This is a genomic window from Anoxybacillus andreesenii, from assembly GCF_030813005.1.
Taxonomy (GTDB): domain Bacteria; phylum Bacillota; class Bacilli; order Bacillales; family Cytobacillaceae; genus Robertmurraya; species Robertmurraya andreesenii.
Map to the genome: position 1 here is coordinate 289,057 of NZ_JAUSTU010000002.1, position 23,879 is coordinate 312,935.

The 23,879-nt window shown below is 42.0% G+C and carries 22 protein-coding genes; 11 read left to right on the forward strand and 11 right to left on the reverse strand.

Features of this window, described 5'->3' with window-relative positions; all coding sequences use genetic code 11:
- Positions 1-24 precede the first annotated feature (24 nt).
- From J2S07_RS03375 to J2S07_RS03395, 5 genes are read left to right on the forward strand one after another with little or no spacing between them, the layout of a single operon-like run.
- Complete coding sequence (locus J2S07_RS03375) at positions 25-600, forward strand: hypothetical protein (RefSeq protein ID WP_307148988.1); 576 nt, start codon at positions 25-27, stop codon at positions 598-600.
- The gene (nosD, locus tag J2S07_RS03380) at positions 597-1,937 is read left to right on the forward strand and encodes a nitrous oxide reductase family maturation protein NosD (RefSeq protein WP_307148989.1); all 1,341 of its coding nucleotides are present in this window, start codon (positions 597-599) and stop codon (positions 1,935-1,937) included. The genes J2S07_RS03375 and nosD overlap by 4 nt, the downstream gene beginning before the upstream one ends.
- Positions 1,901-2,698 carry an ABC transporter permease gene (locus J2S07_RS03385; RefSeq protein ID WP_307148990.1) on the forward strand — a complete coding sequence of 266 codons (798 nt, stop codon included), beginning with the start codon at positions 1,901-1,903 and terminating at the stop codon, positions 2,696-2,698. The genes nosD and J2S07_RS03385 overlap by 37 nt, the downstream gene beginning before the upstream one ends.
- Positions 2,695-3,366: an ABC transporter ATP-binding protein gene (locus J2S07_RS03390; RefSeq protein WP_307148991.1), complete on the forward strand. Its 672-nt coding sequence runs from the start codon at positions 2,695-2,697 to the stop codon at positions 3,364-3,366. Before J2S07_RS03385 ends, J2S07_RS03390 begins: the two co-directional genes overlap by 4 nt.
- Before the next feature lies 1 nt (position 3,367).
- Entirely contained in the window at positions 3,368-4,267 is a 900-nt protein-coding gene (locus J2S07_RS03395) for a FixH family protein (protein ID WP_307148992.1), read from the forward strand.
- 73 nt (positions 4,268-4,340) lie between these two features.
- On the opposite strand, the gene J2S07_RS03400 is transcribed toward J2S07_RS03395, so the two are convergent.
- From J2S07_RS03400 to J2S07_RS03410, 3 genes are read right to left on the reverse strand one after another with little or no spacing between them, the layout of a single operon-like run.
- Positions 4,341-5,414 (reverse strand): PQQ-dependent sugar dehydrogenase, encoded by a 1,074-nt coding sequence (locus J2S07_RS03400; RefSeq protein ID WP_307149047.1) that lies wholly within the window; start codon positions 5,412-5,414, stop codon positions 4,341-4,343.
- A 12-nt stretch (positions 5,415-5,426) separates the two neighbouring features.
- The gene (locus J2S07_RS03405; RefSeq protein WP_307148993.1) at positions 5,427-6,278 is read right to left on the reverse strand and encodes a Cof-type HAD-IIB family hydrolase; all 852 of its coding nucleotides are present in this window, start codon (positions 6,276-6,278) and stop codon (positions 5,427-5,429) included.
- A 20-nt stretch (positions 6,279-6,298) separates the two neighbouring features.
- Positions 6,299-6,940, reverse strand: a complete 642-nt coding sequence (locus J2S07_RS03410; protein ID WP_307149048.1) for a DNA alkylation repair protein — start codon at positions 6,938-6,940, stop codon at positions 6,299-6,301.
- A 183-nt stretch (positions 6,941-7,123) separates the two neighbouring features.
- On the opposite strand from J2S07_RS03410, the gene J2S07_RS03415 reads away from it, so the two are divergent.
- Genes J2S07_RS03415 through J2S07_RS03425 form a run of 3 tightly spaced genes read left to right on the forward strand, consistent with a single transcriptional unit; the run spans position 7,124 to position 10,548 of the window.
- Entirely contained in the window at positions 7,124-7,888 is a 765-nt protein-coding gene (locus J2S07_RS03415) for a MerR family transcriptional regulator (protein ID WP_307148994.1), read from the forward strand.
- Positions 7,869-9,638 carry an ABC transporter ATP-binding protein gene (locus J2S07_RS03420; protein ID WP_307148995.1) on the forward strand — a complete coding sequence of 590 codons (1,770 nt, stop codon included), beginning with the start codon at positions 7,869-7,871 and terminating at the stop codon, positions 9,636-9,638. The genes J2S07_RS03415 and J2S07_RS03420 overlap by 20 nt, the downstream gene beginning before the upstream one ends.
- Positions 9,639-9,660: 22 nt before the next feature.
- The gene (locus J2S07_RS03425; RefSeq protein WP_307148996.1) at positions 9,661-10,548 is read left to right on the forward strand and encodes an alpha/beta fold hydrolase; all 888 of its coding nucleotides are present in this window, start codon (positions 9,661-9,663) and stop codon (positions 10,546-10,548) included.
- A 111-nt stretch (positions 10,549-10,659) separates the two neighbouring features.
- Here J2S07_RS03425 and J2S07_RS03430 read toward each other — a convergent pair whose 3' ends face one another.
- From J2S07_RS03430 to ybaK, 5 genes are all read right to left on the reverse strand, one after another.
- Positions 10,660-11,658: an ABC transporter ATP-binding protein gene (locus J2S07_RS03430; RefSeq protein ID WP_307148997.1), complete on the reverse strand. Its 999-nt coding sequence runs from the start codon at positions 11,656-11,658 to the stop codon at positions 10,660-10,662.
- Between the two features lie 55 nt (positions 11,659-11,713).
- The gene (locus J2S07_RS03435) at positions 11,714-12,442 is read right to left on the reverse strand and encodes an ABC transporter permease (protein WP_307148998.1); all 729 of its coding nucleotides are present in this window, start codon (positions 12,440-12,442) and stop codon (positions 11,714-11,716) included.
- Positions 12,443-12,445: 3 nt separating this feature from the next.
- The gene (locus J2S07_RS03440; protein ID WP_307148999.1) at positions 12,446-13,234 is read right to left on the reverse strand and encodes an ABC transporter permease; all 789 of its coding nucleotides are present in this window, start codon (positions 13,232-13,234) and stop codon (positions 12,446-12,448) included.
- Between the two features lie 108 nt (positions 13,235-13,342).
- The gene (locus tag J2S07_RS03445) at positions 13,343-14,434 is read right to left on the reverse strand and encodes a PRK06851 family protein (protein WP_307149000.1); all 1,092 of its coding nucleotides are present in this window, start codon (positions 14,432-14,434) and stop codon (positions 13,343-13,345) included.
- Between the two features lie 93 nt (positions 14,435-14,527).
- On the reverse strand, positions 14,528-15,010 hold the full coding sequence (gene ybaK / locus J2S07_RS03450; protein WP_307149001.1) for a Cys-tRNA(Pro) deacylase: 483 nt from the start codon (positions 15,008-15,010) through the stop codon (positions 14,528-14,530).
- A gap of 132 nt (positions 15,011-15,142) precedes the next feature.
- Between ybaK and J2S07_RS03455 the strand changes: the two genes are divergently transcribed.
- On the forward strand, positions 15,143-16,450 hold the full coding sequence (locus tag J2S07_RS03455; RefSeq protein WP_307149002.1) for a methyl-accepting chemotaxis protein: 1,308 nt from the start codon (positions 15,143-15,145) through the stop codon (positions 16,448-16,450).
- 90 nt (positions 16,451-16,540) lie between these two features.
- Here J2S07_RS03455 and J2S07_RS03460 read toward each other — a convergent pair whose 3' ends face one another.
- From J2S07_RS03460 to gltC, 3 genes are read right to left on the reverse strand one after another with little or no spacing between them, the layout of a single operon-like run.
- Positions 16,541-18,274, reverse strand: coding sequence for an ABC transporter ATP-binding protein (locus J2S07_RS03460; protein WP_307149049.1), 1,734 nt, complete (start codon positions 18,272-18,274; stop codon positions 16,541-16,543).
- 19 nt (positions 18,275-18,293) lie between these two features.
- Positions 18,294-20,015, reverse strand: coding sequence for an ABC transporter ATP-binding protein (locus J2S07_RS03465; RefSeq protein WP_307149003.1), 1,722 nt, complete (start codon positions 20,013-20,015; stop codon positions 18,294-18,296).
- 26 nt (positions 20,016-20,041) lie between these two features.
- The gene (gltC, locus tag J2S07_RS03470) at positions 20,042-20,944 is read right to left on the reverse strand and encodes a glutamate biosynthesis transcriptional regulator GltC (protein ID WP_307149004.1); all 903 of its coding nucleotides are present in this window, start codon (positions 20,942-20,944) and stop codon (positions 20,042-20,044) included.
- Between the two features lie 175 nt (positions 20,945-21,119).
- Between gltC and gdhA the strand changes: the two genes are divergently transcribed.
- The gene (gdhA, locus tag J2S07_RS03475) at positions 21,120-22,502 is read left to right on the forward strand and encodes an NADP-specific glutamate dehydrogenase (protein ID WP_370872777.1); all 1,383 of its coding nucleotides are present in this window, start codon (positions 21,120-21,122) and stop codon (positions 22,500-22,502) included.
- A 180-nt stretch (positions 22,503-22,682) separates the two neighbouring features.
- Complete coding sequence (locus J2S07_RS03480) at positions 22,683-23,867, forward strand: MFS transporter (protein ID WP_370872778.1); 1,185 nt, start codon at positions 22,683-22,685, stop codon at positions 23,865-23,867.
- The last annotated feature ends 12 nt before the right edge of the window (positions 23,868-23,879 follow it).

Consider the following 23,879-nt stretch of genomic DNA (forward strand, 5'->3'; position numbering starts at 1 on the left):
CCTTCCTGTATATTACAGAAAGAAGTGTTTACATTGAATGGAAAACGGCTTTCTATACGATCATCCATTATCATGGCTATTTCCGCTATTCTGATTGTCATTTCTTTATTTTTCCCATGGTGGAGAATGGAGTTCTTTGCCCCACAATATCCAGAGGGCTTAAATATCATTGTCTATCCGGATCATCTCGAGGGTGAGCTTGGTCAAATTAACGGACTCAACCACTATATTGGGATGGCACAATTTAGCGAAGAAAGCTTTCCTGAACTTAAGTACTTACCCTATTTAATCGGAGGTTTAGCTATCCTTGTTCTCATTGGAGCAATTATTCGAAAAAGGGCTTACCTCTATGGACTTATTGGCATATTTATCATCGGCGGAGCGGTTGGTGTATGGGATTTGTGGTCGGCCCTTAAAGAATATGGAACAAATTTAGACCCGATGGCTCCGATTGAAATGGAACCCTTTGTTCCCCCTATCATAGGAAAAAACGTAATTGCTAACTTTACTACCTACAGCCATCTAGGGATCGGAACCTATATCGTCATTGCTGCATTTATCTTATTATTAATTCCTTTATGGAAGGATCGAAAAAAATGAAAAAGTTTGCGTTCTTATTTTTCTTGACCATAGGTATTCTGATATCCTTACCGAATCAAAGCCTAGCAGCTGAGAATTTGCAGAAGAAGATTGACTCCCTAGAAGGAGGGGCAGTTCTCCGGCTAGAAAATAAGACGTATGAAGGAAATATAACGATTAATAAGCCTGTTGAAATCATTGGACAAAAAGGAACAGTCATTAAAGGGGACCGTACGGGAAATGTCATTTCCGTCCGCTCTCCAAATGTAAAAATCCGAAATTTGACCGTGATAAATAGCAGCTTGGATCGAAATAGTCCCGAGGAGTATGCTGCGATCAAGGTATATACCAATCATAATTTAATTGATGGTGTAACCATTAAACACTCTTTTCACGGTATTTATCTGAGTCAAGCCCATCATAATACCATCAAGAATTGTCATATTACAGGCCTTGGAAAAGGGCAGATTGCGAATCAGGGCAACGGTCTCCATATCTATTATGCCAATGACAATGTGTTAAAAAATAATGTTGTTCAAGCGACTAGAGACGGAATGTTTTTTGATTATGCGAACGGGAATTCCATTATCAATAACAAGATTAGTGATACCCGTTATGGTCTTCACTATATGTACTCAGACCGCAATTCCTTTGAAGATAATACATTTACCTTTAATACTGGTGGAGCGGCCATCATGAATTCAAATGATATTGACCTTAAGAACAATAAATTTATTTTTAACTATGGCTACAAATCCTTTGGCTTATTGCTCTTACAGGCTCAGAATACAGCTATTGAGGACAACATCTTTTTCCTTAATCAGAGAGGACTATACCTAGATCAAGCAACCAATAGCTCGATTAAAGGAAACAAAATCATGAAAAATCAAATAGGGATAGAACTGTGGGCAAGCTCCAATGAACAAGTATTTTCACTGAATGATATTGAGGAAAATATCATTCCTGTTGCAACCCTTGGTGGAGAGGGAAGAAATAGCTGGAGTGATAAGGGAAAAGGGAATTACTGGGGAAATTCTTTCCCTGTCCTCGATTTAAATCAGGATGGAATAGGAGACGAGCCTGTCGCCTATCAGTCCTCCCTATATGAATTAATTGAGGACCAAGAACTCACCTACCTATTTTTAAAAAGCCCTGCAACTCAGATTTATGAAAAGCTCAATCAGTTTTTCCATCAGGACAAAAGAATGTTCGAGGATCCCCACCCACTGGTGAAAAAGGAAGAAATAAATCTTGGCTGGTTTGGATGGCTGATCGCAGGAATGATCCTATTCGTTATTTTAATAAAAGGGAGACAATGGATATGCATTACGTTTGGAAGGAATGGAAGGAAAATTTAAAGGGAAAAGGGCTCTGGCTATCGTTTGCCATCATTGTTCTCGTTTCAATTAGCTTATTGGTTCGTTCCTCTTCTCTTTCCATTGATAAAGGATTCTATGTTCTTTTAATCAATTTATTTGATGCATTCGTATATTTCATCCCTATCCTTTGCTTGTTCTTGGGGGCCTTTGCACTTTTTCAGGAAAAGGAACAAAAAACATTGATTATGCTTTTAACAAGGAGAGATAGCTTTCGCAGCTTTCTTTTTAAGAAAAGTATAGCCGTTCAATCCGTCCTCCTTGGACCGATGATACTATGGTTTTTTCTATATGTAATCCCTTTGAAATTCTTCTATCAAATAGAGTGGTCGGCCTATGGTTTTTACTTACTATCGGTCATTTGTTTGGTGCTTGTATTTACGCAAATTGGGATTTTTGTTGGCAGTATAAGCCGCACGCGAATGCAAATTGTTGGTTTTACCATCGCCATTTGGTTTTACTTTTTCTTTTTGCATGACTTTATTCTATTGTCCTTCTTGCCTGATGTTAGCTATGAAAATGTGAAGTTATTCTCAAGTCTATATTTCCTAAATCCACTTCAGGCGGCGAGAATGTTTTTGGAATCATCCCTTGGTGTTTATTCCTTTGAACATATGTCCAAGCTTCTTCAATCCTTTATGTGGATGAAACCTGGTCTGTTCTTACTAGGGAATGTCATTCTGTTGGTTCTATTATCATTTGTTTGTGGTGCTGCCTTTCATCGGAAGGAGGGGTCTGAATGATTGAGGTTCAACATCTCTATCAGTCCTTTGGCAAAAAAACGGTCTTAGACGATGTTCATTTAACTATTGAGAAGAATGAAATCTGTGCTCTTGTTGGTAGAAATGGCGCCGGTAAATCAACCTTCATCAATAGCCTGCTTGGCATTCTTCCCGTTAAAAAGGGAAAGATTATCATTAATGGAGTAGAAGTCTTGCAGAAAAAAAGACGGTCAAGCAATGAAATTGCTTATCTTCCTGAAAAATTTATGCTTTATCCCTTATTAACAGGGATGGACAATATGGTTTTTTTCGCCAAAGCGGTTTCCAACAAGGTGGATGAAGGAAGAATTGAAGCATTATTAAAATCCGTCAATCTTTGGGATGATCGCCATCATGTGATACATGGGTATTCGAAGGGAATGCTACAAAGATTGGGATTAGCCGTGACTCTATACCAGGACTCCAATATTTTAGTGCTGGATGAGCCAACAAGTGGTCTTGACCCGATTGGAAGAAAGGAAGTGCTGGACGCACTCGGAGCACTGCACGGAAAAACGATTCTCTTGTCCTCACATCATATGGATGAAATCAAACAACTTTGTACCCATGTTGCATTTCTTGAGAATCATAAAATGACCAAATATACGGTCGACGATTTTTTACAAACTCAACGCTTAGGAGAGAATTAAGATGAAGAAATGGTGGATATTTGGGATTGGTAGTCTCCTTTTACTCCTTGTAGCTTGTGGATCAGATAATTTGACCTTAAAGGTCGATAAGGATCTTTATTTTAAACAAAACAAGCCCTCAACCTTTGCCATTAAGGTAACAGATGATGATGGCCCAGTTGAGGATTTGAAGATTGATGCGACCTTTTCGATGGTGGAAATGGACCATGGAAAAGAGAAAGTAACCTTTACCGAGGAGGGAAAGGGGATCTATTCGACAGAGGTTCAGCTTTCCATGGCTGGGAAATGGGAAATTGTCTTTAACATCAACCAGAATGGAAAAACGATCGAGAAGGTCATCAAATATGACGTAAAGGAAGCAGATGGGGTCGCCATGATAAACGGAGAGTGGATTACAAAGGAGGACATTGAATTCTACCGCTTTATCAATGGCCTCCATATTGCCATCAACCGTGAAAATGCGAAAAAGGAGTATAAGGGCAAGGAACTAGATGAAAAATTAGCTTATTGGGACAATCAAGAAAAGCTTGTGCAGGATCAAAACCAACTCCTAACTCAAATCATCCGGCTGCGGTCGATGGCTTTACTAGGTGAGGAAAAGGGTTATAAGGCGACGAGCGCAGAAGTGAAGTCAGAAATTGATAATGTCCGGAAACAGTATGAAGAACAAAAGGTTGCTAAGGATATGATTCAAGACTATGGCGAAAAGAAATTCTGGGATAAAGAGAAAAAACAATATAAACTGATTATTCTCTCCCAAAAGGTGCAAAATGATTTAATTAGCCAAGTGAAAAAGGAAAATCCTGATGTCAACCAACAGGAAATTCTTTATCTTGCGCAAAAAAAATACGAGGATCTCCTCGTGTCCCAAATCAATTCATTGGATATTGAGATCATGTAGCTCTCAACAGCTTGGGAGCTACTTTTTTCTTGGGCTGGGAATTAGGTATTTGTGAAACGCATTTGTGTCATCTTTACAAGCCCCCAAGCTCCACCCGATATAGCTTGTCATCGTTCTTATCCGGCGTTCCTCGCCCATCTGTGTTATTCGATACAAAATAAAGGATCCCGTCCTCAATCAGTACATCGCGAATCCGACCTAGCCCACTGATCACCTCTTTTGTTTTACCCGTTTCAAGATCAAATTCCCTCACCGCATTCCCTCTTAATGTGGCGACATATAGCTTCCCGTTATGGTATGCCATGCCTGACGGAGCCCATGTCATGTCCGCACCAGACTGGAAAAGGGGAGATTCAACTCCTGCTCGCTTTTCGTCACCAATGATTGTTGGCCAACCGTAGTTTCCACCCTTTTTGAGCAAATTAATTTCATCATGGGCAGACGGGCCATGCTCACTTTCATAGAGCAGACCTTCCTCCGTCCATGCAAGCCCTTGGGGATTGCGGTGCCCGAAGCTATAGACGTGGGAATTAGCAAACGGGTTATCAGCAGGAATCGACCCATCCAGCTCCATTCGCAAAATTTTCCCGCCTAATGATTTAACATCCTGTGCAATTACCGGGTCTGTCGCTGCATCTCCCGTGGTGGCATACAATTTCCCATCTGGACCGATCTTCAAGCGCCCGCCATGATGGTACTGGCCACTCGGAATTTTGTCTAGCAAAAGCTCCTCTTCCTCCCAGACATCATTCTCCAGCTTCAAAGTGACGATGCGGTTGTATTGTCCGAAATCATCCTGATACGTGTAATAGGCGAAGGCTTTTCCAGTGTTTGAAAAATCAGGGGCAAGCACAAATCCTAATAAGCCTGCCTCCGCCGCCGTAGCTAGTGGTTTTTTTAGCACCACCTTTTGCCTTGACTGTTCGTCCCCCACAACCTTCATAATATGACCAGTTCGTTCACTTATGTAAAAAGTATCTCCTCGTTTATTCATCGACCATGGAACTTGGAGATTCTCTGCCAAAACCTCTATGCTGTCTTTCGTCACAATCGTTTCCTGGCTTTCCACCTGCTGTATCTCTTCGTTTGAATTACCTGTTGTACAAGCCGTCAAAAGAAAAAGCAAAACAAGTAATCCTTTTTTCAGGGAAAACACCTCCTACTTTAGGGCATCCATAATCGCTTTTGCTACACCACTTTCTTCATTGGTAAGAGTGACAAAATGACATTGACCCTTTATCTCCTCATCTGCATTTCCCATCGCCACGGCTCTGCCAACCCGCTGAAACATGGACAAATCATTATAATTATCACCAATCGCCATCGTATCCATAAGCGAGATGCCTTTTTCCTTCGTAAACGCATCGAGTGCAATTCCCTTTTGGGCTTCAACCCCGTTTATTTCAAGGTTTTCAGGTCCAGAAGAGCTAAGCGCGATTCCATGAAGATCGCTTAAAGCATGCTCTGCCTTTGTAATAACATTCCGCTCAAAGGAGAAAGCAAGGAGCTTATAAATATAAAAGGATGGATCTTCAAAAATCATTTCAAAGCTGTCTACAGTATGAATAAAATCTACTCTCTCCTGCAGGATTGCCTCAATTCTTTCAACGTCTTCCTCTTTATGTGATTGGCTAATAAAGTTTTTAAAAATCTCCACCCCCTGCTCGATATCAACGGTAAATACACCTTTATTCGTAAAAACTTCAACATACATTCCGCTGTTTTCAAGCAATTCCAAAGCTTTTTTCCCAACCTGTTTATCAAGTGGCGTGAAGTCTGTAATCTCCCCATCAGGTGACCTCACCTCTGCCCCGTTGACACAAATTACAGAACAAGTAATCCCAGCCTCCTTTAAGATATAAATAGCCTCCGGATAGGAGCGTCCTGTCGCAATCACTACCTCAACCCCTTGGGCTTGAGCCTTTTTGATGGCATCAATATTTTCCTCTGTAATCTGATGCTCCGTATTAAGTAATGTTCCATCCATATCAATCGCGATGCATTTAATCATGGCTGACCTCACCTTTCACATTATATGTACTTGCTACCTTCCCGAATGCTTAAATTCGATAAGGCTTGAGTTTCAATAAATTGTTTCACAGAATGTGGATTTGTTTTAGAATACTCCCTTAAGGCCCATCCAATGGCCTTTTGAATAAAAAACTCCTTGTCATCCGCATTCATTTTAATATATCGATATAATAAATCTTCATTTGTCTTGTCTTTATATTTTAGTTGAAAAAGAATCGCCGATCTTCGGATCCAGATATTTTCCTCGACTGCCCATCGATCTATTCTTTCAGCAATCACCTCATGATGGTGAGCAGCAATGAATCCAACCGGCTTTGGGGCCAGGACGTCCACCGTATCCCACCATGATTTCGTTAATATGAGCTCCTCTAATAAAGGAAGATCTTCCTTATCTAGCTTCTTTATTATTTTTTCAATATATAATAATGCGGCATATTGATATTCTCTTTCATCCTTTTTCCAAAGTGCCTTGACGAAATCAGATTGAAAAGGTTGTTTCAAGATGTTACTTGTTTGAAAAAACTGCTTCATCAGTTCCTTTCTTTCTGTAGTTTTAATTCCAAGGAAAGGAAACTGATTTCTCATATAGTTTTGCATCGGAATGGCGTTCTCTTCATTTCGATTAGCTTCAAATAATTCCATTACAGCATCGACATTCTTCAAATTACTTCACCCCTTAGGGATTTTGAACATTTTCCCTTACCCCCATTTTAAGAGTTTCTGCTAAAAGAATCCAATTAATCCGTTTTCTAATATCTTTATGCTTGCATCTTACGTTACGTTAGGTTTTATGATAGAGGTAGATAATCTAGGGAGATGGTACAAATGTCCGTTAAATATTCCATTGGGGAATTTTCAAAAAAAACTGGGCTTACGATTAGAACGCTTCATTATTACGATGAAATTGGGGTCTTAAAGCCCTCATTCGTCACAGAAAAGGGCCGGCGCTTTTATTCCGAACAGGATTTAATCATTTTACAGAAAATTGTCACTTTAAAATTCCTTGGCTATTCGCTTGAACAAATCAAGGAATTTCTACGGGAGGACAAATGGGACATCAAAGAATCCCTGACGATCCAAAAGCAAATCATGCTTGAACAAAAAAGGCAAATTGAAGATGTTATTAAAGCATTAGACCATGCTTTAAATGTAGTTGAACACCATGGAAATGTGGATGCCTCCATCTTTATGACCCTTATTAACGGCATCCAAATGGAAAAGGAGCATAAACAATTTCTTAAAGGCATCCTGGATGAGCAAAAGGTGGAGCAAATATTCAGTGTATCGGATGAACGGCAGAGAGAAATTGAAAAGGAATCCGTTGGAATCATGACGGAACTCAATGAACTTTTTGGCTCCGAGCCTGACAGTCAAGAGGTACAATCATTAATTAATAAATTAGTAGACCTCATGACAGAGCTAGTAGGCGATTGGTCATTTTTAGAGGATTTGGCAGAAATCGATGTCGAAGGGGAAGAGTTCATTTTTCCATCCCCATTCACGAAAGAGGTAGAGGAATGGGTATTAAAAGGGATAGAAATCAACATGCAAAAGAGGGGGATAAAATACGATGGAAGCCCAAAAGGATAGTCTGAAGATGAATCATGTAAAAGAATTTTGGAGCCTAATGAAAGGGGCAAATCCACCTAAGCTGATCTTTTTTCTAGCGGTTTTTCTCGGAATCGTAGAAACAGGGGCTGGGTTGGTTGTCCCGCTTTTCACAAGGTCATTAGTGGACCAGCTTGCCCAATCAGCATTGGAGCTATCGGTTATTCTCTTGCTCGTTTTGGCATTTATTGCACAAACGATTTCCTCTGGGTTCTCCTATTATCTGATGACTTATATCGGTGAGTACATTGTCGCTTCCATTCGAAAAAGGGTTTGGAATCATATTATTCATTTGCCGATTCCTTATTTCGATGAGCATGAGTCCGGGGAAACGATGAGTCGTGTCTCACAAGATACGACGACGGTCAAAACGTTGATTACTCAGCATTTAATTACTTTTTTCACAGGAATCATTTCGATCATTGGAGCTGTGACCATTCTCTTAATCATTGACTGGAAAATGACGCTAATTATGATTACCTCTGTTCCGATTGCCATCTTGGTCATTATGCCTTTAGGACAAAAAATGTACAAAATTTCAAAAGCAACGCAGGATGAAATGGCCACATTTACAGCCAATTTAGGAAGGGTTCTCGCTGATATCCGCCTCGTAAAAGCGTATCATGCTGAGAATACAGAGACTGAAAAGGGGAATAAGGGAATCCAGCATTTATTTCAGTATGGATTGAAGGAAGCCAGAATCCTTGCTGTTATTTCTCCATTTATGACTTTTATTATGATGCTTGTGTTAGTTGTGCTCATTGGTTACGGAGGGGTCCGGGTCGCTTCTGGCGCTTTATCAGCGGGATCGCTTGTAGCAATCATCATCTACATGTTTCAAATTGTCGTTCCTTTTAGCCAAATGGCCACCTTTTTCACAGCCTTTCAAAAGGCAATGGGGGCAACAGAAAGAATCCAAGGGATTTTATCGACTGAGCAGGAACCTACATCTTTACCATCTGAGGTGGAGAATGCAGCAGAACCGATAATTTTTCAAGATTTATCCTTTGCTTATAAGGAAAATGAACCTGTTTTAAAGAATGTATCGTTTGTAGCTCCTCCGGGAAAGACAACCGCCTTTGTGGGGCCAAGTGGCAGTGGGAAAACAACCCTATTTGCATTACTGGAACGTTTTTATCAGGCCTCTGCTGGAGAAATCCTGCTAGGATACAAGAATATTCAGCAGTTCAACTTAACCTCATGGAGAAGCCAAATCGGTTATGTCTCACAGGAAAGTCCGATTATGTCTGGAACGATCCGCGACAATATCACGTACGGGGTGAATCGTGAGGTGACAGAGGATGAAGTGATAGAAGCTGCAAGGTTAGCGAATGCCTTGGAATTTATTGAGCGCTTGCCTCATGGCTTTGAGACAGAGGTAGGGGAGCGGGGAATTAAGCTTTCTGGAGGGCAAAGACAGCGAATTGCAATTGCGCGGGCCCTCATGAAGGACCCGAAAATTTTGCTCTTGGATGAGGCTACATCCAATCTTGATAGTGCTTCCGAGGAGCTCGTTCAAAAAGCGCTCCAGCATTTGATGAAGGGGCGGACCACCTTAGTCATCGCCCACAGACTTTCTACCGTCGTGGACGCAGATCAAATCATTGTTCTCGAACAAGGTGAAATCACAGGGGTTGGAACCCATCAGGAGCTATTGCAGAGTCATGAATTATATCAAAAGCTAGCAGCGCAGCAATTAAAGAATGAAAGATTCGTTGAACAAACGAATTAAAAGGAAGGGCAGTTGGAAGAGGATGAAAGATTATTCGATTGATTTAAAGGACGGACGAAAAATTGGGATAGCCGAATATGGAAAGCCTGACGGGATACCGGTTATGTTTTTCCACGGGACGCCGGGGTCTAGGCTTTTATATGAAGGGGATGATGAGGTTTCTATGAAACTAGGGGTTCGGCTCATCTCATTAGATCGACCTGGCTTTGGAGAGTCCACTCCGAAACCAAACCGAACGCTGTTAGACTGGCCGGATGATGTCGAAGAGGTGGCAGATTCCCTAGGATTGGGAAGGTTTTCGGTCATTGGTGTATCCGGCGGTGGAGCCTACGCAGCAGCATGCGCCTATAAAATACCGAATCGACTTTATTCCGTTGCGCTCGTTTCAAGCGCCACACCATTTGTCAATGGGAAGGCGCCCCAAACGATGATGCGCGCCAATAAAATTGCCTTTTTTCTTAGTCGCAAAGCGCCTTGGCTGGTAAAGATGAGCTACAAGGCTCAGAAAAAACTACTAGAGGAGCAACCCGTTAAATTTATGCAGCATACGAAAGAAGGAAATAAGCATCTACATGAATGGGATCGCCAATTCCTGCAAACCGATGAGCAAGTACGTTCGCTGATGATGCATTTCGGGGAGGCGTTTAAATACTCAGTCGATGAATGTGCAAATGAACCCGCACTGCTTTCAAAGCCTTGGGGATTTTCATTTGGCGATATTCTAGCACCCGTTGACATTTGGCATGGGGAAGAGGATCAAATGGCGCCAGTCGTAGAAATGAAAAAGCATGCACCGACAGTACCAAACGGTGAAGCCCACTATATCCCAAAGGCGGGTCATTTCCTAACCGATGACGAAAAAATCTGGGAAGCGATTCTTCAAACCATCAAGGAGAAATGCTCAGAGTAACATGGTACCAGGTACCTGTCCACCTGAGGCGGACAAATCAAACAAAAAGTCCACGAACGGTACCAGGTACCAGCGGGAATGCTGGTACCTGGTACCGTTCTTAAGTGCAATTTATACGAATTGCGGTTCAGTGAAGCCTTCCTGGTAGATACGGCTGATGATCGATTCAATGTCTGGCTCTTCGACGGTGAGGTCGGTGATATTATGAGTTTGTGAGATTTGGGTGATCAGCTCTGATGCTGAGATTTCATCACGGTTGAATTTGATCCAGTGGCGATTGCCTTCCTGCTTGCATAGCTCTCCACCACTGACATACAGCGGCTTCTGTGCTTCCTCTAAATCAACGACAAGCGTCCTCATCTTTCCAAACCTCTCCTTGACGGCTAGAATCTCTCCGTCATACACCTTCTGCCCATGGTCAATGAGCACCATCCGTTTACAAAGCTTCTCGATATCCTCCATGTCATGGGTTGTTAAAATCACCGTTACATTTCGTTCCCGATTGATTTCCTGAATAAAGGTTCTCATTTTCTCTTTGGCGACGACATCCAAGCCAATCGTTGGCTCATCCAAAAATAGAATTGGAGGATCATGCAGAAGCGATGCTCCAATATCCGCCCGCATCCGCTGACCAAGGGAAAGCTGCCGTACAGGCGTATTCAAAAACTCATTCAGCCCTAATATCTCTTTAAAAATGTCCATATTTTCTTTATAGCGCTGATCCGGAACACGATAAATCGCCTTCAGCAGCTCAAATGATTCAATCGTCGGCAAATCCCACCACAGCTGTGTCCGCTGTCCAAAAACGACGCCAATGTTCTTTGCATTCTCCTGCCGATTTTCATAAGGAACAATTCCGTTCACCAAGACATTCCCAGCTGATGGAACAAGAATGCCTGTCAGCATTTTAATCGTCGTCGATTTCCCCGCCCCATTCGGACCGATATAGCCCACCATTTCTCCTTTTTCAATCGTAAAGCTGATGTCCTTCACCGCTTCTTTTTTGATAAATTCCCTTTTTACTAGACTTCTCAAGGCCCCCATGAACCCTGTTTCCCTTTTGGCAATGAGAAATTCCTTTTGCAGCCCGTTCACTTCAATAATCGACATCTATCTCACATCCTTCTAGCTACTGTACTGCATCAAATTCGCGATAGTACTCCTTCTATGAGCCCGTACTTTTATATCTTCTTAAGCCTAGCATCCAAATTAAATAGGAAATGACAAAGAATATGACACCTACAACCGGTGAAAAATAACCAATATAGTCTGGGAAGAAGGGTGTTTCTTTTTCCAAAATGACTGTCGTTGGAAAATAGTTCACAAACCCAAACGGAATCACAAAGGCCGTGACCCATTGGATAAATTTTGGGTAAATCACCAGTGGATAATAGGTTAAATTTCGCGCTGGATACATGGCGACCCAGTAGAATTGTTCCGATTTCGTTGTCCAGAAGGCAAAGGCAGAAATAATAACGAGAAGCCCTCCTTGAATAAGGACGCCTCCTACAATCACTGCTAGTAAAAATAATATTTTCCCAATGCTCCAATCGATCTGCAGTTCAAGGCTAACCCAAACAAACGCAATGATACTAAAGAGAAACTGACCAAATGAGGCAACATCAAATTTCATTGCCATGAAATGGAAAAATAAAATTATGCAAAATCCCCACGAAAGAATGGATAGTGCAAAAAGAAAAAGCATTTCATAAAAGTTCCAATCCCCAAGCGTCTGAAATTGATAGAGCATGACCCACATCGTAACAGCGGTTCCTGTGTAGGCTGTCACCATGCCGACAATTCTCATAACAAAGGCGAATCGGTATTGGAGCTGAGCCCGTATTCCTGCCGATACAAGCTTAAAATATAATCCGATGTATTTAGCAACGGCCATGATTTATCCCCCCTGTACAACCACTTTGTGGGATGCTTTGTTCCAGACAAATCTCAACACGAGGAAGCAGACAACCAACCAAAAAATCTGAATGCCAAAGGAGGTTAGAATTTCGGCTCCCTTAATCTCTCCAATAAAAATGGAAAGTGGAAGAAAGAAAATACTTTGGAAGGGCAGGTATACCGCAATCGTCTCGAGCCACGCAGGGAAGAACCAGAGCGGAATGACAGACCCTGATAATAGCGACATCGCAAAATAAAAGATATCCTCAATTCCGCCTGTTTCCACAAGAAAAAAGGTTAATAAACCAAATGTCATTTCAATACAATAACGAATCAAAAAACCGAGAAAGGCCGCCAGAATAAAATAGACCCAGGTGATCCAATCCGTGGGCAGGGCCAAATTCAAAAAGAGAAAGATTAGTATATAGAGAGGCAGCAGCGCCGTGATCATATAAAAGGCGACACTGCCAAAATCGGCAAACAGATACCTGAGAGGAACATCAAAGGGTCTCATTAATTCAAGTGAAATATCACCCGTGCGCACCTTCTCCTGTATCTCCCATAACGGAGTACCAGCCTCATTAACTCCATCCAAGAATTGACTGGCAACAATATAGGTAAGCATGGCCGTAAAGGTCACGCCCCCAGCTTCTTCCCGTCCTGCGTAAAGGGCTGTCCAAATCGAACCCCACATTAATAAAAAAATCAGGTTTGAGCCCGTTCTTGACCATACTTCAAACCGATACACACTTGAACGTAGGAAAGCTTTTCTTGTGAATATCCAGTACATGCTGAGTTGTCCCATCTTACACCTCAATACATTTTAGATTTTTTTGACTATTTAATATATTAACATATGAATAGTAAAAATGGCTATCCTCTCGGGATAGCCACAAAATTATATGGAAAGTTCCTCTATTTCAGCCTCAATCTTTTCCTTATGGGCCGTCACAACGGAAAAGTCCATTGCCTCGATATAAATTGCTTCAAGCTGATCACGCAGGGACTTTGCGTGGGCTAAATAAGAAATAGCTTCCTTCATCCTTGCCTTATAGTTCTGAGAAAGATGGGCGATTTTATCTGCAAAGCGCTCATCGGTTCTCTCATCGATAATCGTCCCGTACATCTCAATGATTTCATCACCCTCACGGGAAGGAAAGTATTCATGGGGTGCCGTACTATCAAAGATTGCAATGCCAAGCTCTCGGAATATCACCATATCGATGCTGTGAGGATCGAACCCACAATGATAGATTTCTACATCAAATCCTCGTGACCGCCCTTCGGCAGCAAGCTTCTTCAGCATCGTTGATTTTCCCGAACCCGGTCTGCCTTTGATGAAATAACGCTTTTCCAGGTCCTCCGTTAGATTCGGAACAAAGTCAACAGCCCCTTTCGGTGTGGCCGCGCCCAAGAAGCGATGCTTCACCTTGGCAGACTTGTTGAAGCTTGTCGTTCCGAAAAAGGATTGAATTAGGTGTTTTGTCAGGTCATTGGCTTTTTCAAAATTCATATTTTGGATGTAAACCTTCTCCCACTCATCATGGACCTTGAGAGCTTTTGCAAAGGTTTGATAAGCTTTGTCAAAGGCTTCACTGATTTGTTCATTTAGCTCAATGATTCTTTGTTTCTGCGAAGCTAGCTTTTTTGAATCCCATGCCTCACCAAGATTGACATACTCCTCAACCGCACCGGGAATCTTAGGTTCAATCACATGGGGTGCCGTTCCGTCTACAATTCCAACCTTTAAATCTGAAATGATCACCCCATCAACCGAGTTGTTATCTGAGGAGCAATGCAAATATTCGATATCGAAGCCTTTTTCGACCCACTTTGAGCCAATCTCCTTCATTAAGGTTGATTTTCCTGTACCCGGACCACCTTTTAAAATAAAGATTCTATCCAGTTCCTTTAGACATTCATCGTACAAGCTGAAAAATCCTCTGGCCGTGTTTCCACCTGCATAGTAATTGATGATCTTCCCAGTCACATTCCCACTTCCTTTTTAAGTTCTCTTGGGATTTTTCTATCCTTTTATCTATATGCAGGAAATGTGAGTTAGGTGTATGCCTAGCCGGGGGTATCAATTCCCCTTCGTTAAGTCAGCAATCAGTGCAGATGTAGCCTCCTGTAAATCCTTCACCCTCAGCTCCATTTGGATGCCAATTTTTCCACCGCTTACCACAATCGCTTCAATGACCGCCGCATGTTCATCAATAAAGGTTGGATAGTTCTTTTTCATCCCGATCGGAGAACAACCTCCACGAATATAACCGGTCCATTTCTGAATATCCTTCACAGGGATCATCTCAATTTTTTTCTCACCTGCCGCCTTAGCAGCCTTTTTCAAATCCAGTTCTTCCTCCACTGGAACGATAAAAACATATAGGTTCTTGCTTGATCCTTGGGCAACAAGGGTTTTAAAAACCATCTTCGGATCCCGATTAATTTTTTCCGCAACAGAAACCCCGTCAATTTTTCCGTCCTTGCTTTCATAGGTGATCAGTTCATAAGGAATTTTCTTCAAATCGAGAATTCGCATGGCGTTCGTCTTACTAATCTTCATGTTCAGGACCTCTTTTTACCTTTTTAATAAATCTTATCAAAAATCCGCTCCATGTTAAAATCCGTTTGATATAGAATAATGCCTAATGAAACCTTATAATAGTACTATAATCATAGATTTGGAGGAATACTTATGAGCACTGGTTCGAAGAGTAGTAAAGAAGAAACAAGGCTTTTTACCTCTATCAAACAGACTATTTCATCCACTATTACCCTACTATTATTCCTATCTCTCGGAATGGGGGTTATTTTAGGATTGATTATTAAAGCAATGACTGGACATGGTAGTATGTTTAGTATCATACTCGTTTGTGTTGCTTTCAATATGGTCCTCGGAATTTTATTATTTATGCTGATCTCAAAATCTATTAAGAGGTCTGTCAAGGGCTTTACTGAAGTATTAGAAGCGGTCAGCACGGGAAAGCTCAATATTTCCTCAACGGCAACCGGAAATAACAAACTGCTAAATAAAATTCAGACTCATCTTCATGCAGTAGCAGAGGACATGCATTCTGTCATCTCTGGGACAACTAGTTTAACGAAATCGATTATTGAATCATCCATTGATATGACGGAAAAGGTCCAAATTGTTACCGAATCAATCAATGGTGTGTCGCAAACCATCGATGAAATTGCGACAGGTGCTTCAAAGCAAGCGACTGAAGCAGAAAATAGTGTCCAAATCATGGAGAATCTTTCTCAGCAAATTAGCATCGTTTCGAAAAATTATGACTCAATCATTCAAGAAACAGACCATGTGAATGATTTAAATAAATCAGGCCTGTATACCGTTCAAACATTAAGAGAGAAATCTGAAGTGCATAATGATGCCTTCGAAAAAATCTCCATGGCTGTCGGTAATTTAGCAAAAACGCTTGCTAATATTGAAACATTTGTTAGCTCCATTAAAGATATTGCCGATCAAACGAACCTGCTTGCACTCAATGCAGCCATCGAAGCTGCCCGTGCCGGCGAAGCAGGAAAGGGATTTGCAGTTGTAGCGGATGAAGTAAGAAAGCTTGCGGACGAAAGCAAAGGTTCAACTGAAGAAATTAGCAATTTGATGATGAGCATTGAAGAGGATTCGAGAGAAGCAATTGCAGCCATGAATTCAGCTAAAATTGTCTCACAGCAGCAGGCTGAAGCGGTCAATCAGACAGATTCCTCCTTTAAGGAAATCGCCAAGGCTATTGATGCCATTACCATGAAAATTAATGATATGAATGACGCGATCCGGCAAATGGAGTCTGGGAAGGATCAATCGATTTCCGCTATAAAAAATACTGCTGTCATTTCCGAACAAACAGCAGCTGCTAGCGAGGAGCTTGCAGCAACAGTAGAATCTCAATTAAACGTATTTGAGGAGATGAGAAGAACGGCTGAAAACTTAAGCGCCTTGTCCAACGATATGAATGAAAGACTAAAAAAATATAACTTGTAACAGCTATCAAAGACCAGATTGGTTGATTCAATCTGGTCTTTTTAAATGGATGTTTTTTTGAGATTGTGGTTCCGGAATGTCCAAAAAAAACTACACCGCCCCCTTCTGCCTTTGGGCATGAACGAGGTCCGCATAGAAGCCCTTCCTCTCAATCAATTCCTGATCCGTTCCTTTTTCAATCACTTCCCCATCCTTCAATACGATGATGAGGTCAGCGTTTTGAATGGTATTCAGCCGATGGGCAATGACAAAGGAGGTTCTTCCAGCCATTAACGTCTTTAAGGCTTCAGAAATTTTCAGTTCTGTAATGGTATCAATGCTACTCGTTGCCTCATCCAATATAAGAAGAGCAGGATCCGCCAGCATCGCCCTGGCAATGGAAAGCAGCTGCCTCTGGCCATGGCTTAAATCACTTCCCTCTGTGCTCAAAACGGTGTCGTACCCTTTTGGAAGCTTCATGATAAAATCGTGAGCATTAGCTCTTTTGGAAGCCTCCACTACTTCATCATCTGTTGCTTTCAGGTTTCCATAACGGATATTTTCTCTCACGGTTGTACGAAAAAGAACCGAATCCTGCAGGACAAAAGCCATCTGTTGACGTAGACTTTCTCTCTTGATTTTCTTTATATCAAGCCCGTCAACCAAAATCACACCATCATCCGCATCATAAAAGCGGGATAATAGGGAAATAATCGTTGTTTTGCCCGCTCCCGTTGGTCCAACTAGGGCAACCATTTCACCAGGAGAAGCATGGAAGGATACATCCCGTAACGTCGCCAGCTCTTGATCATAGGAAAAGGAAACATGCTCAAAGGCAATCTCTCCTTTTAAAGTAGCAATCTCTCTTGCCTCCGATTCATCCTTGGCTTCCATCTCTTCATCCATGATTTGAAATACCCGTTCCGCACCAGCAACAGCAGATAGAATCATATTAAACTGATTCGCTAAATCATTCAGGGGGCGGGTAAATTGACGTGCATAGGTCGTGAAGGTGACGATTACACCAATGGAGACAGCTCCTTTTAGAGCTAGTACTCCTCCCACCCCAACAATAATTGTAAAACTGATATTATTGAGCATGTTCATGAGCTTTGGTATGAGGCCCGAATAGCTTTGCGCCCAGTAGCTAGAGGTGCGGAGCGCTTCATTTTTTTCCTCAAACTCCTCGATGACACGCCTTTCCTGTGAGTACATCTTGATGATCTTTTGACCAGAGATGGCTTCCTCGATGTATCCGTTCATATCACCTAGTGTTTTTTGTTGCTCCTTAAAATACTTGCCTGTCCGATTGGTAATCCATTTCATCCCCGCAAACAATGCGGGAACAATTAATAGCGTCAGAACCGTTAATAAGGGACTGAGCCACAGCATGACAACGATTGTACCTATAATCGTTAAGGTGCTTGTAACGACCTGGATAACAGCTGAATTTAGCGTCCGACTGACATTTTCCATATCATTCGTCAGACGGCTCATTAATTCTCCATGCTGACGTTTTTGATAAAAGGAGATAGGAAGCTTTTGAAGATGGGAGAACAATTGATTTCTCATCACAAACACAACATTTTGGGCGATTCCAATCATCCAATAGTTCTGGAAAAAAATCGCTCCTGACTGCGCTAAATATATCAGGTTGAGCCATAGAAGCATAATAAATAGCTCCTTCCCACCCGAGCCAGCTATCACGTCATCCACTGCGACTCCCATCAAATACGGACCGATTAAGGAAAGGACCGAGCTCATGATCAGCATGGCCATCACAAGAATAAATAAAGCCTTTTCCTTCGCCATATAACCCCATATTCTTCTCAAGGTGGTACTCATATTTTGTGGTTTTTTCTGCTTAGCCAATTTTCCCCACCTCCGCCTGTTCTGCCTGCGATGTATAGATCCTTTGATAATAGCTGCTGTCCTTAAGAAGTGTGCTGTGATCCCCCGTTGCGATAAGCCTTCCCTCTTGGAGAAGAAGGATTTGATCCGCATCCTTCACTGAACTAATTTTTTGAGCGATGATGAATACGGTACAGCTTTGTTTTTTCAATGTTGCAAGAATGCTCGCTTCGGTTCGGGCATCCAAAGCACTTGTACTATCATCTAACAGCAGGATGCTCGGTTTTCTAACGAGAGCTCTTGCAATCGAAAGCCTCTGCTTCTGGCCGCCTGAGAAGTTCACCCCTCGTTGACCAATGAGCGTGTCATACCCTTCAGGCAAGGTCAGAATGAAGTCGTGAATTTCCGCCATTTTGGCCGCCTCCATGACGTCATCGATGCTCGCATCCTCCTTCCCCCAGCAAATATTCTCTCGTATGGTTCCTGAAAAAAGATAGGCCTCCTGCGGAACAAGGCCAATTTGGCTTCGAAGGTACTCCGTTGGAATCTGGTCAATCTCTTTCCCGTCTATGAAAATCTCACCCGATGTGACCTCATATAAACGTGGAATTAATTGAAATAGGGTGGATTTCCCTGAACCGGTTTCTCCAAGAACTCCTACCAATTCGCCCGCCTTCACGGATAGATTAATATCATTCAACACCCACTGATCTTGATAGCGAAATGATACATGATGAAAATCAACCGCACCTTCTACGCTTTCCTTAATAACAGACTTTGACTTGATTTCTTTCGTCTCCTCAGCGAGCACCTCTCCTATTCTTGTAGAAGAAGCCTTTGCCCTAGAGTAGTTCATCATTAAAAAAGAAAAGATTGTAAAGGAGAACATGATTCTTGTCGCATAGTTAATGACCGCTACAATCTCGCCTGCTTTCGCACCTCCAGTAGACAGTTCCAAATGACCGTACCAAAGAATGACCATCATGGCAGCATTCATCCCAAAAGTCAAAATTGGCATGGTCAGTTCCATGATTTGCAGCGCTTTCTTGTTGTCGTTCATTAACGAAGTGTTTACTTTTTTAAATCGCTCTTCCTCAAAGCCTTCTCGTGCATATACTTTCACAAGCCTAATCCCTAGTAGATTCTCACGAATGACCCGATTCACGGTATCTAGCTTTCTCTGAACCTGTTGAAAAAGGGTCACGCCTTTACGCAGGATCCATAAGGTAATCAACAATAGAAATGGAACGGAGAGCAATAATAGGTTTGCAAGCTTCACATTCACTGTATAAGCCATAATCATCGCTCCGATAATAAATAACGGCGCTCTTAATGCAATTCTCAGCCCCATATAAATGAAGTTTTGAATCTGCGTCACATCATTCGTTAACCTTGTAATCAAGGATGAGGTTGGGAATTTTTCAAACTGATGAATAGCAAACTCCTGGATTTTTTTGAATAATCCCTTCCTCATATCATAACCGGCACCCTGGCTAACCTTCGCAGCATAAAAGGAATTGATGACTCCTCCAGCAAAATTCAAGGCCGATAACCCCAGAAGGATACCGCCCCACCAATAAACAACAGAAAGTTCCCCTGCGACAATACCGTCATCAATAATGATCCCCATAATCACAGGCTGGAATAGCTCCACGACAAGCTCAAATATCGTAAAAAATAAGGCAATCCACATGGCCAACCGATATGGATGCATGAAGCGAAAAATAATTTTCATCTCAATTCCCCCGAATTCATTCCCATTTACCTCTGATAACTATCCAACATATAGAAAAATTCCTTCAAAAACTCATAGAAAAGCCTTTCGGTCGGCAGTAGCTGACGTTCTTTTGGAATAATGACCCCAACCGAGCGGGTCACCCTTGGCTCAACAATTGGAATCATCACCGTCGAACGAGGTAAGCAATCAACAACCGTAATTTCCGGAATTAAGGTAATGCCTAACCCAGCCGAAACCAACCCCTTAATGGAATCGATATCCTCACCCTCAAAGGAAACCTGGGGCTTGAAGCCGATTTGCTGACAAGCGTTCACAATCAAATCCCTTAATACATAACCATTCGGAAACAAGATAAAGGAGTCATTCTGCAATTGACTTAAGCTAAGCTCTCTTTTTCCAGCTAGGGGATGATTCATCGGTAGTAGCGCAACAATTTTTTCCGTAAAAAGAATCGTCCCCTTCACCTTGTCATGCTTTGGCAGAGGTCCAAGCAGGGCCATATCGATATCGCCTTTGACCACATTGTCAGTTAAATCACGATAGGAGCCTTGCTTGAGATGAAACTTCACCTCTGGATATTTCTCACGAAAGGCAGAAATGACAGTCGGCAAAGTGTAGTGGGCGAGACTGCTTGGAAAGCCAATCCGCACAACCCCTTTTTCCGGATCCCGATATTCTTCTACCTCTCTCTTCGCATTTTCAATTACTTTCATCGCTTGCTCCATATGATTCAAAAAAATCTTTCCGATCGGCGTCAACCTTACATTTCGGCCGTCACGAATGAATAAATCCACCCCTAATTCCGACTCAAGATTAAAGATTTGCCGACTCACCGCCGATTGAGCCACATGTAATGACAAGGCCGCTTCTGTCACATGCTCCCTCTTTGCCACTTCAATAAAATATTGAATTTGTCTTAACTCCATCCTCATCACACCCAATTCATATCAATTCAGCATTAATATCATCTATTATTCATATTGATTAGATTATTTATAAATTATAAAATACACCTAATAAAGAAACCATCTTAAAGTTCGAAAATTTAATCTCTTTAGCAATATACCTAAAATGATAGATATAGAGGGAGTTGAAAAACACATGCTATTGACAACAGAAAAATTGGATCCACAAATGCTTTCAGCAAAACAATATGTAGATGATGTTTACGAGAAGGTTGTAAAGAGGGATCCACATAAGAAGGAATTCCACCAAGCTGTTCGGGAAATTTTTAATTCCCTTATTCCCTTATTTGCAAAAGAGCCTTGCTATATGGAGCATAGCATCCTTGAACGGATTGTTGAGCCAGACCGAATCATTTCCTTTAGAGTCCCTTGGGTTGATGATAATGGAAGAACACAAGTAAATCGCGGCTATCGCGTACAATTCAACAATACGATTGGGCCATATAAAGGAGGGATCCGCTTCCATCCGACCGTTAACTCCAGCATCGTTAAATTCCTAGGCTTTGAGCAAATTTTCAAGAATGCGCTCACCGGACAGCCTATTGGAGGAGGAAAAGGCGGCTCTGATTTTGACCCAAAAGGAAAATCAAATGGGGAAATCATGCGCTTCACGCAAAGCTTTATGTCCGAGCTCGCTAGACATATTGGTCCAGACATCGACGTTCCTGCAGGTGATATTGGCGTAGGAGCAAGAGAAATCGGCTATATGTTTGGACAATATAAGAAATTAAAAGGATCCTACGAAGCGGGCGTCCTCACTGGAAAAGGCTTGGAATACGGTGGAAGCTTAGGACGAAAGGAAGCCACAGGATATGGCGTTGTTTACTTCGTCCAGGAAATGATAAAGGATCAAGGATTCGATTTCAGCGGTTCTACTGTCATCGTTTCGGGATCCGGAAATGTGTCCATCTATGCGATTGAAAAAGCCCAGCAATTAGGGGCAAATGTGGTAGCTTGTAGTGATTCCAACGGCTACATTTACGATAAGAATGGCATTAAATTTGAAACCGTTAAGCGTTTGAAAGAGGTGGAAGGCAAGCGCATTAAGGAATATGTCCTTGAGCATCCTGAGGCCGAGTATGTGGAGGGCTCATCTGGAATCTGGTCCATCCCTTGTGATATCGCATTACCTTGTGCAACACAAAACGAAATTGATGAGACTTCTGCCAAGATTCTAGTAGCCAATGGAGTCAAAGCCATTGGTGAGGGAGCCAATATGCCTTCAACTTTGGAAGCAATCGATGTTTTCTTGGAGGGAAATGTTCTATTTGCACCTGGGAAGGCAGCGAACGCAGGCGGGGTAGCCGTATCGGCACTAGAAATGGCACAAAATAGCATGAGACTTTCATGGACCTTTGAAGAGGTCGATAAAAAGCTCCACGAAATCATGCATAATATTTATATGCGCAGCATGAATGCGGCTGAAGATTATGGCTATCCAGGCAATCTTGTAATTGGCTCTAACATTGCAGGCTTCAAAAAAGTGGCAGATGCAATGATTGCCCAAGGGGTTATCTAAATCCAATATGAAATTAAGACGCTTCCCTAGGGAAGCGTCTTTTGTATGAGTAATCATTTGATGAGAATCCTACGCAAATGGGATTTCTATTTCAAGCTTGGTTAGGTTATAATCTCTTTATTGATGGAAAAATCATCCGACTATTTTTGCAATCTTACTCGAAGCTTGGAGTGGACGTCTTTGGAATCAAAGAAATCTTTGCCTATTTTATTTGCTGTTATGTTTTTCGTCATGGTTGGGTTTGGAATTATTATCCCAGTGCTTCCCTTTTATGCGGAGAATATTGGTGCCTCCCCAACTGAACTAGGATTATTAATGTCGATATATTCACTCATGCAATTGATTTTTGCCCCAATGTGGGGTCGCATTTCCGATCGCATTGGCCGAAAGCCTGTCATCATGATTGGGATTTTAGGACTCTCGATTTCCTTTTTCCTAATGGCCGTTTCAACACAGTTATGGATGCTTTTCTTAGCTCGGGTAATTGGGGGGATTTTATCCTCTGCAAATATGCCAACTGTCATGGCCTATGTAGCAGACATTACATCTGAGGAGGATCGCGGGAAAGGAATGGGTATTATCGGTGCGGCCACAGGTCTTGGCTTTATCTTCGGACCTGCCATCGGGGGCGTCTTTTCGCAATCCAACTTGCATCTTCCGTTTTTCATAGCAGGTGCCTCATCCTTATTGACGTTCTTGGCTGTCATGGTGATTTTAAAGGAATCCTTAACACCAGAAAAACGGCACCAGGCGTCAAAAGAGAATCGTTCCTTGAAGCAAGCACTTAGCAGTCCCGTTTCGATGCTATTCATTCTTCAGCTTTTCGTCTCTATCTCGTTAGCGGGACTTGAAGCAACCTTTGCTTATTTTGCCGCGCAAAAAGCTGACCTAAATTCCGCTAAACTGGGATATATCTTTATGATCATGGGATTTGGACAGGCCTTTATTCAAGGGGGATTAATGGGAAAGCTGACGAAGCGATTTGGAGAAGGCATTGTGATCCAAGCAGGGATTCTTATCTCCGCAATCGGCTTTGGCTTAATATTATTGACCAATAATTTTGTAACAGCTGCTATTTACTTAACGATTTTTGGAATTGGCAATGGACTTATTCGACCGGCGGTATCCTCCTTACTAACAAAAAAGGCAAATGCCGGACATGGAAGCACGACTGGGCTCCTATCCTCCTTTGACTCTCTAGGTAGAATTATTGGTCCTACATTTGGTGGATGGCTCTTTTCTGTATCCGTTGGACTCCCATATATATCAGGAATTGTCCTTTCAATTATCGCACTCCTGTTATTCCAGCTATACGTAGGAAATGCCAGAAAACAAAATATAAATATTCACAAAACGAGCTCGTGATTTCCACCAGCT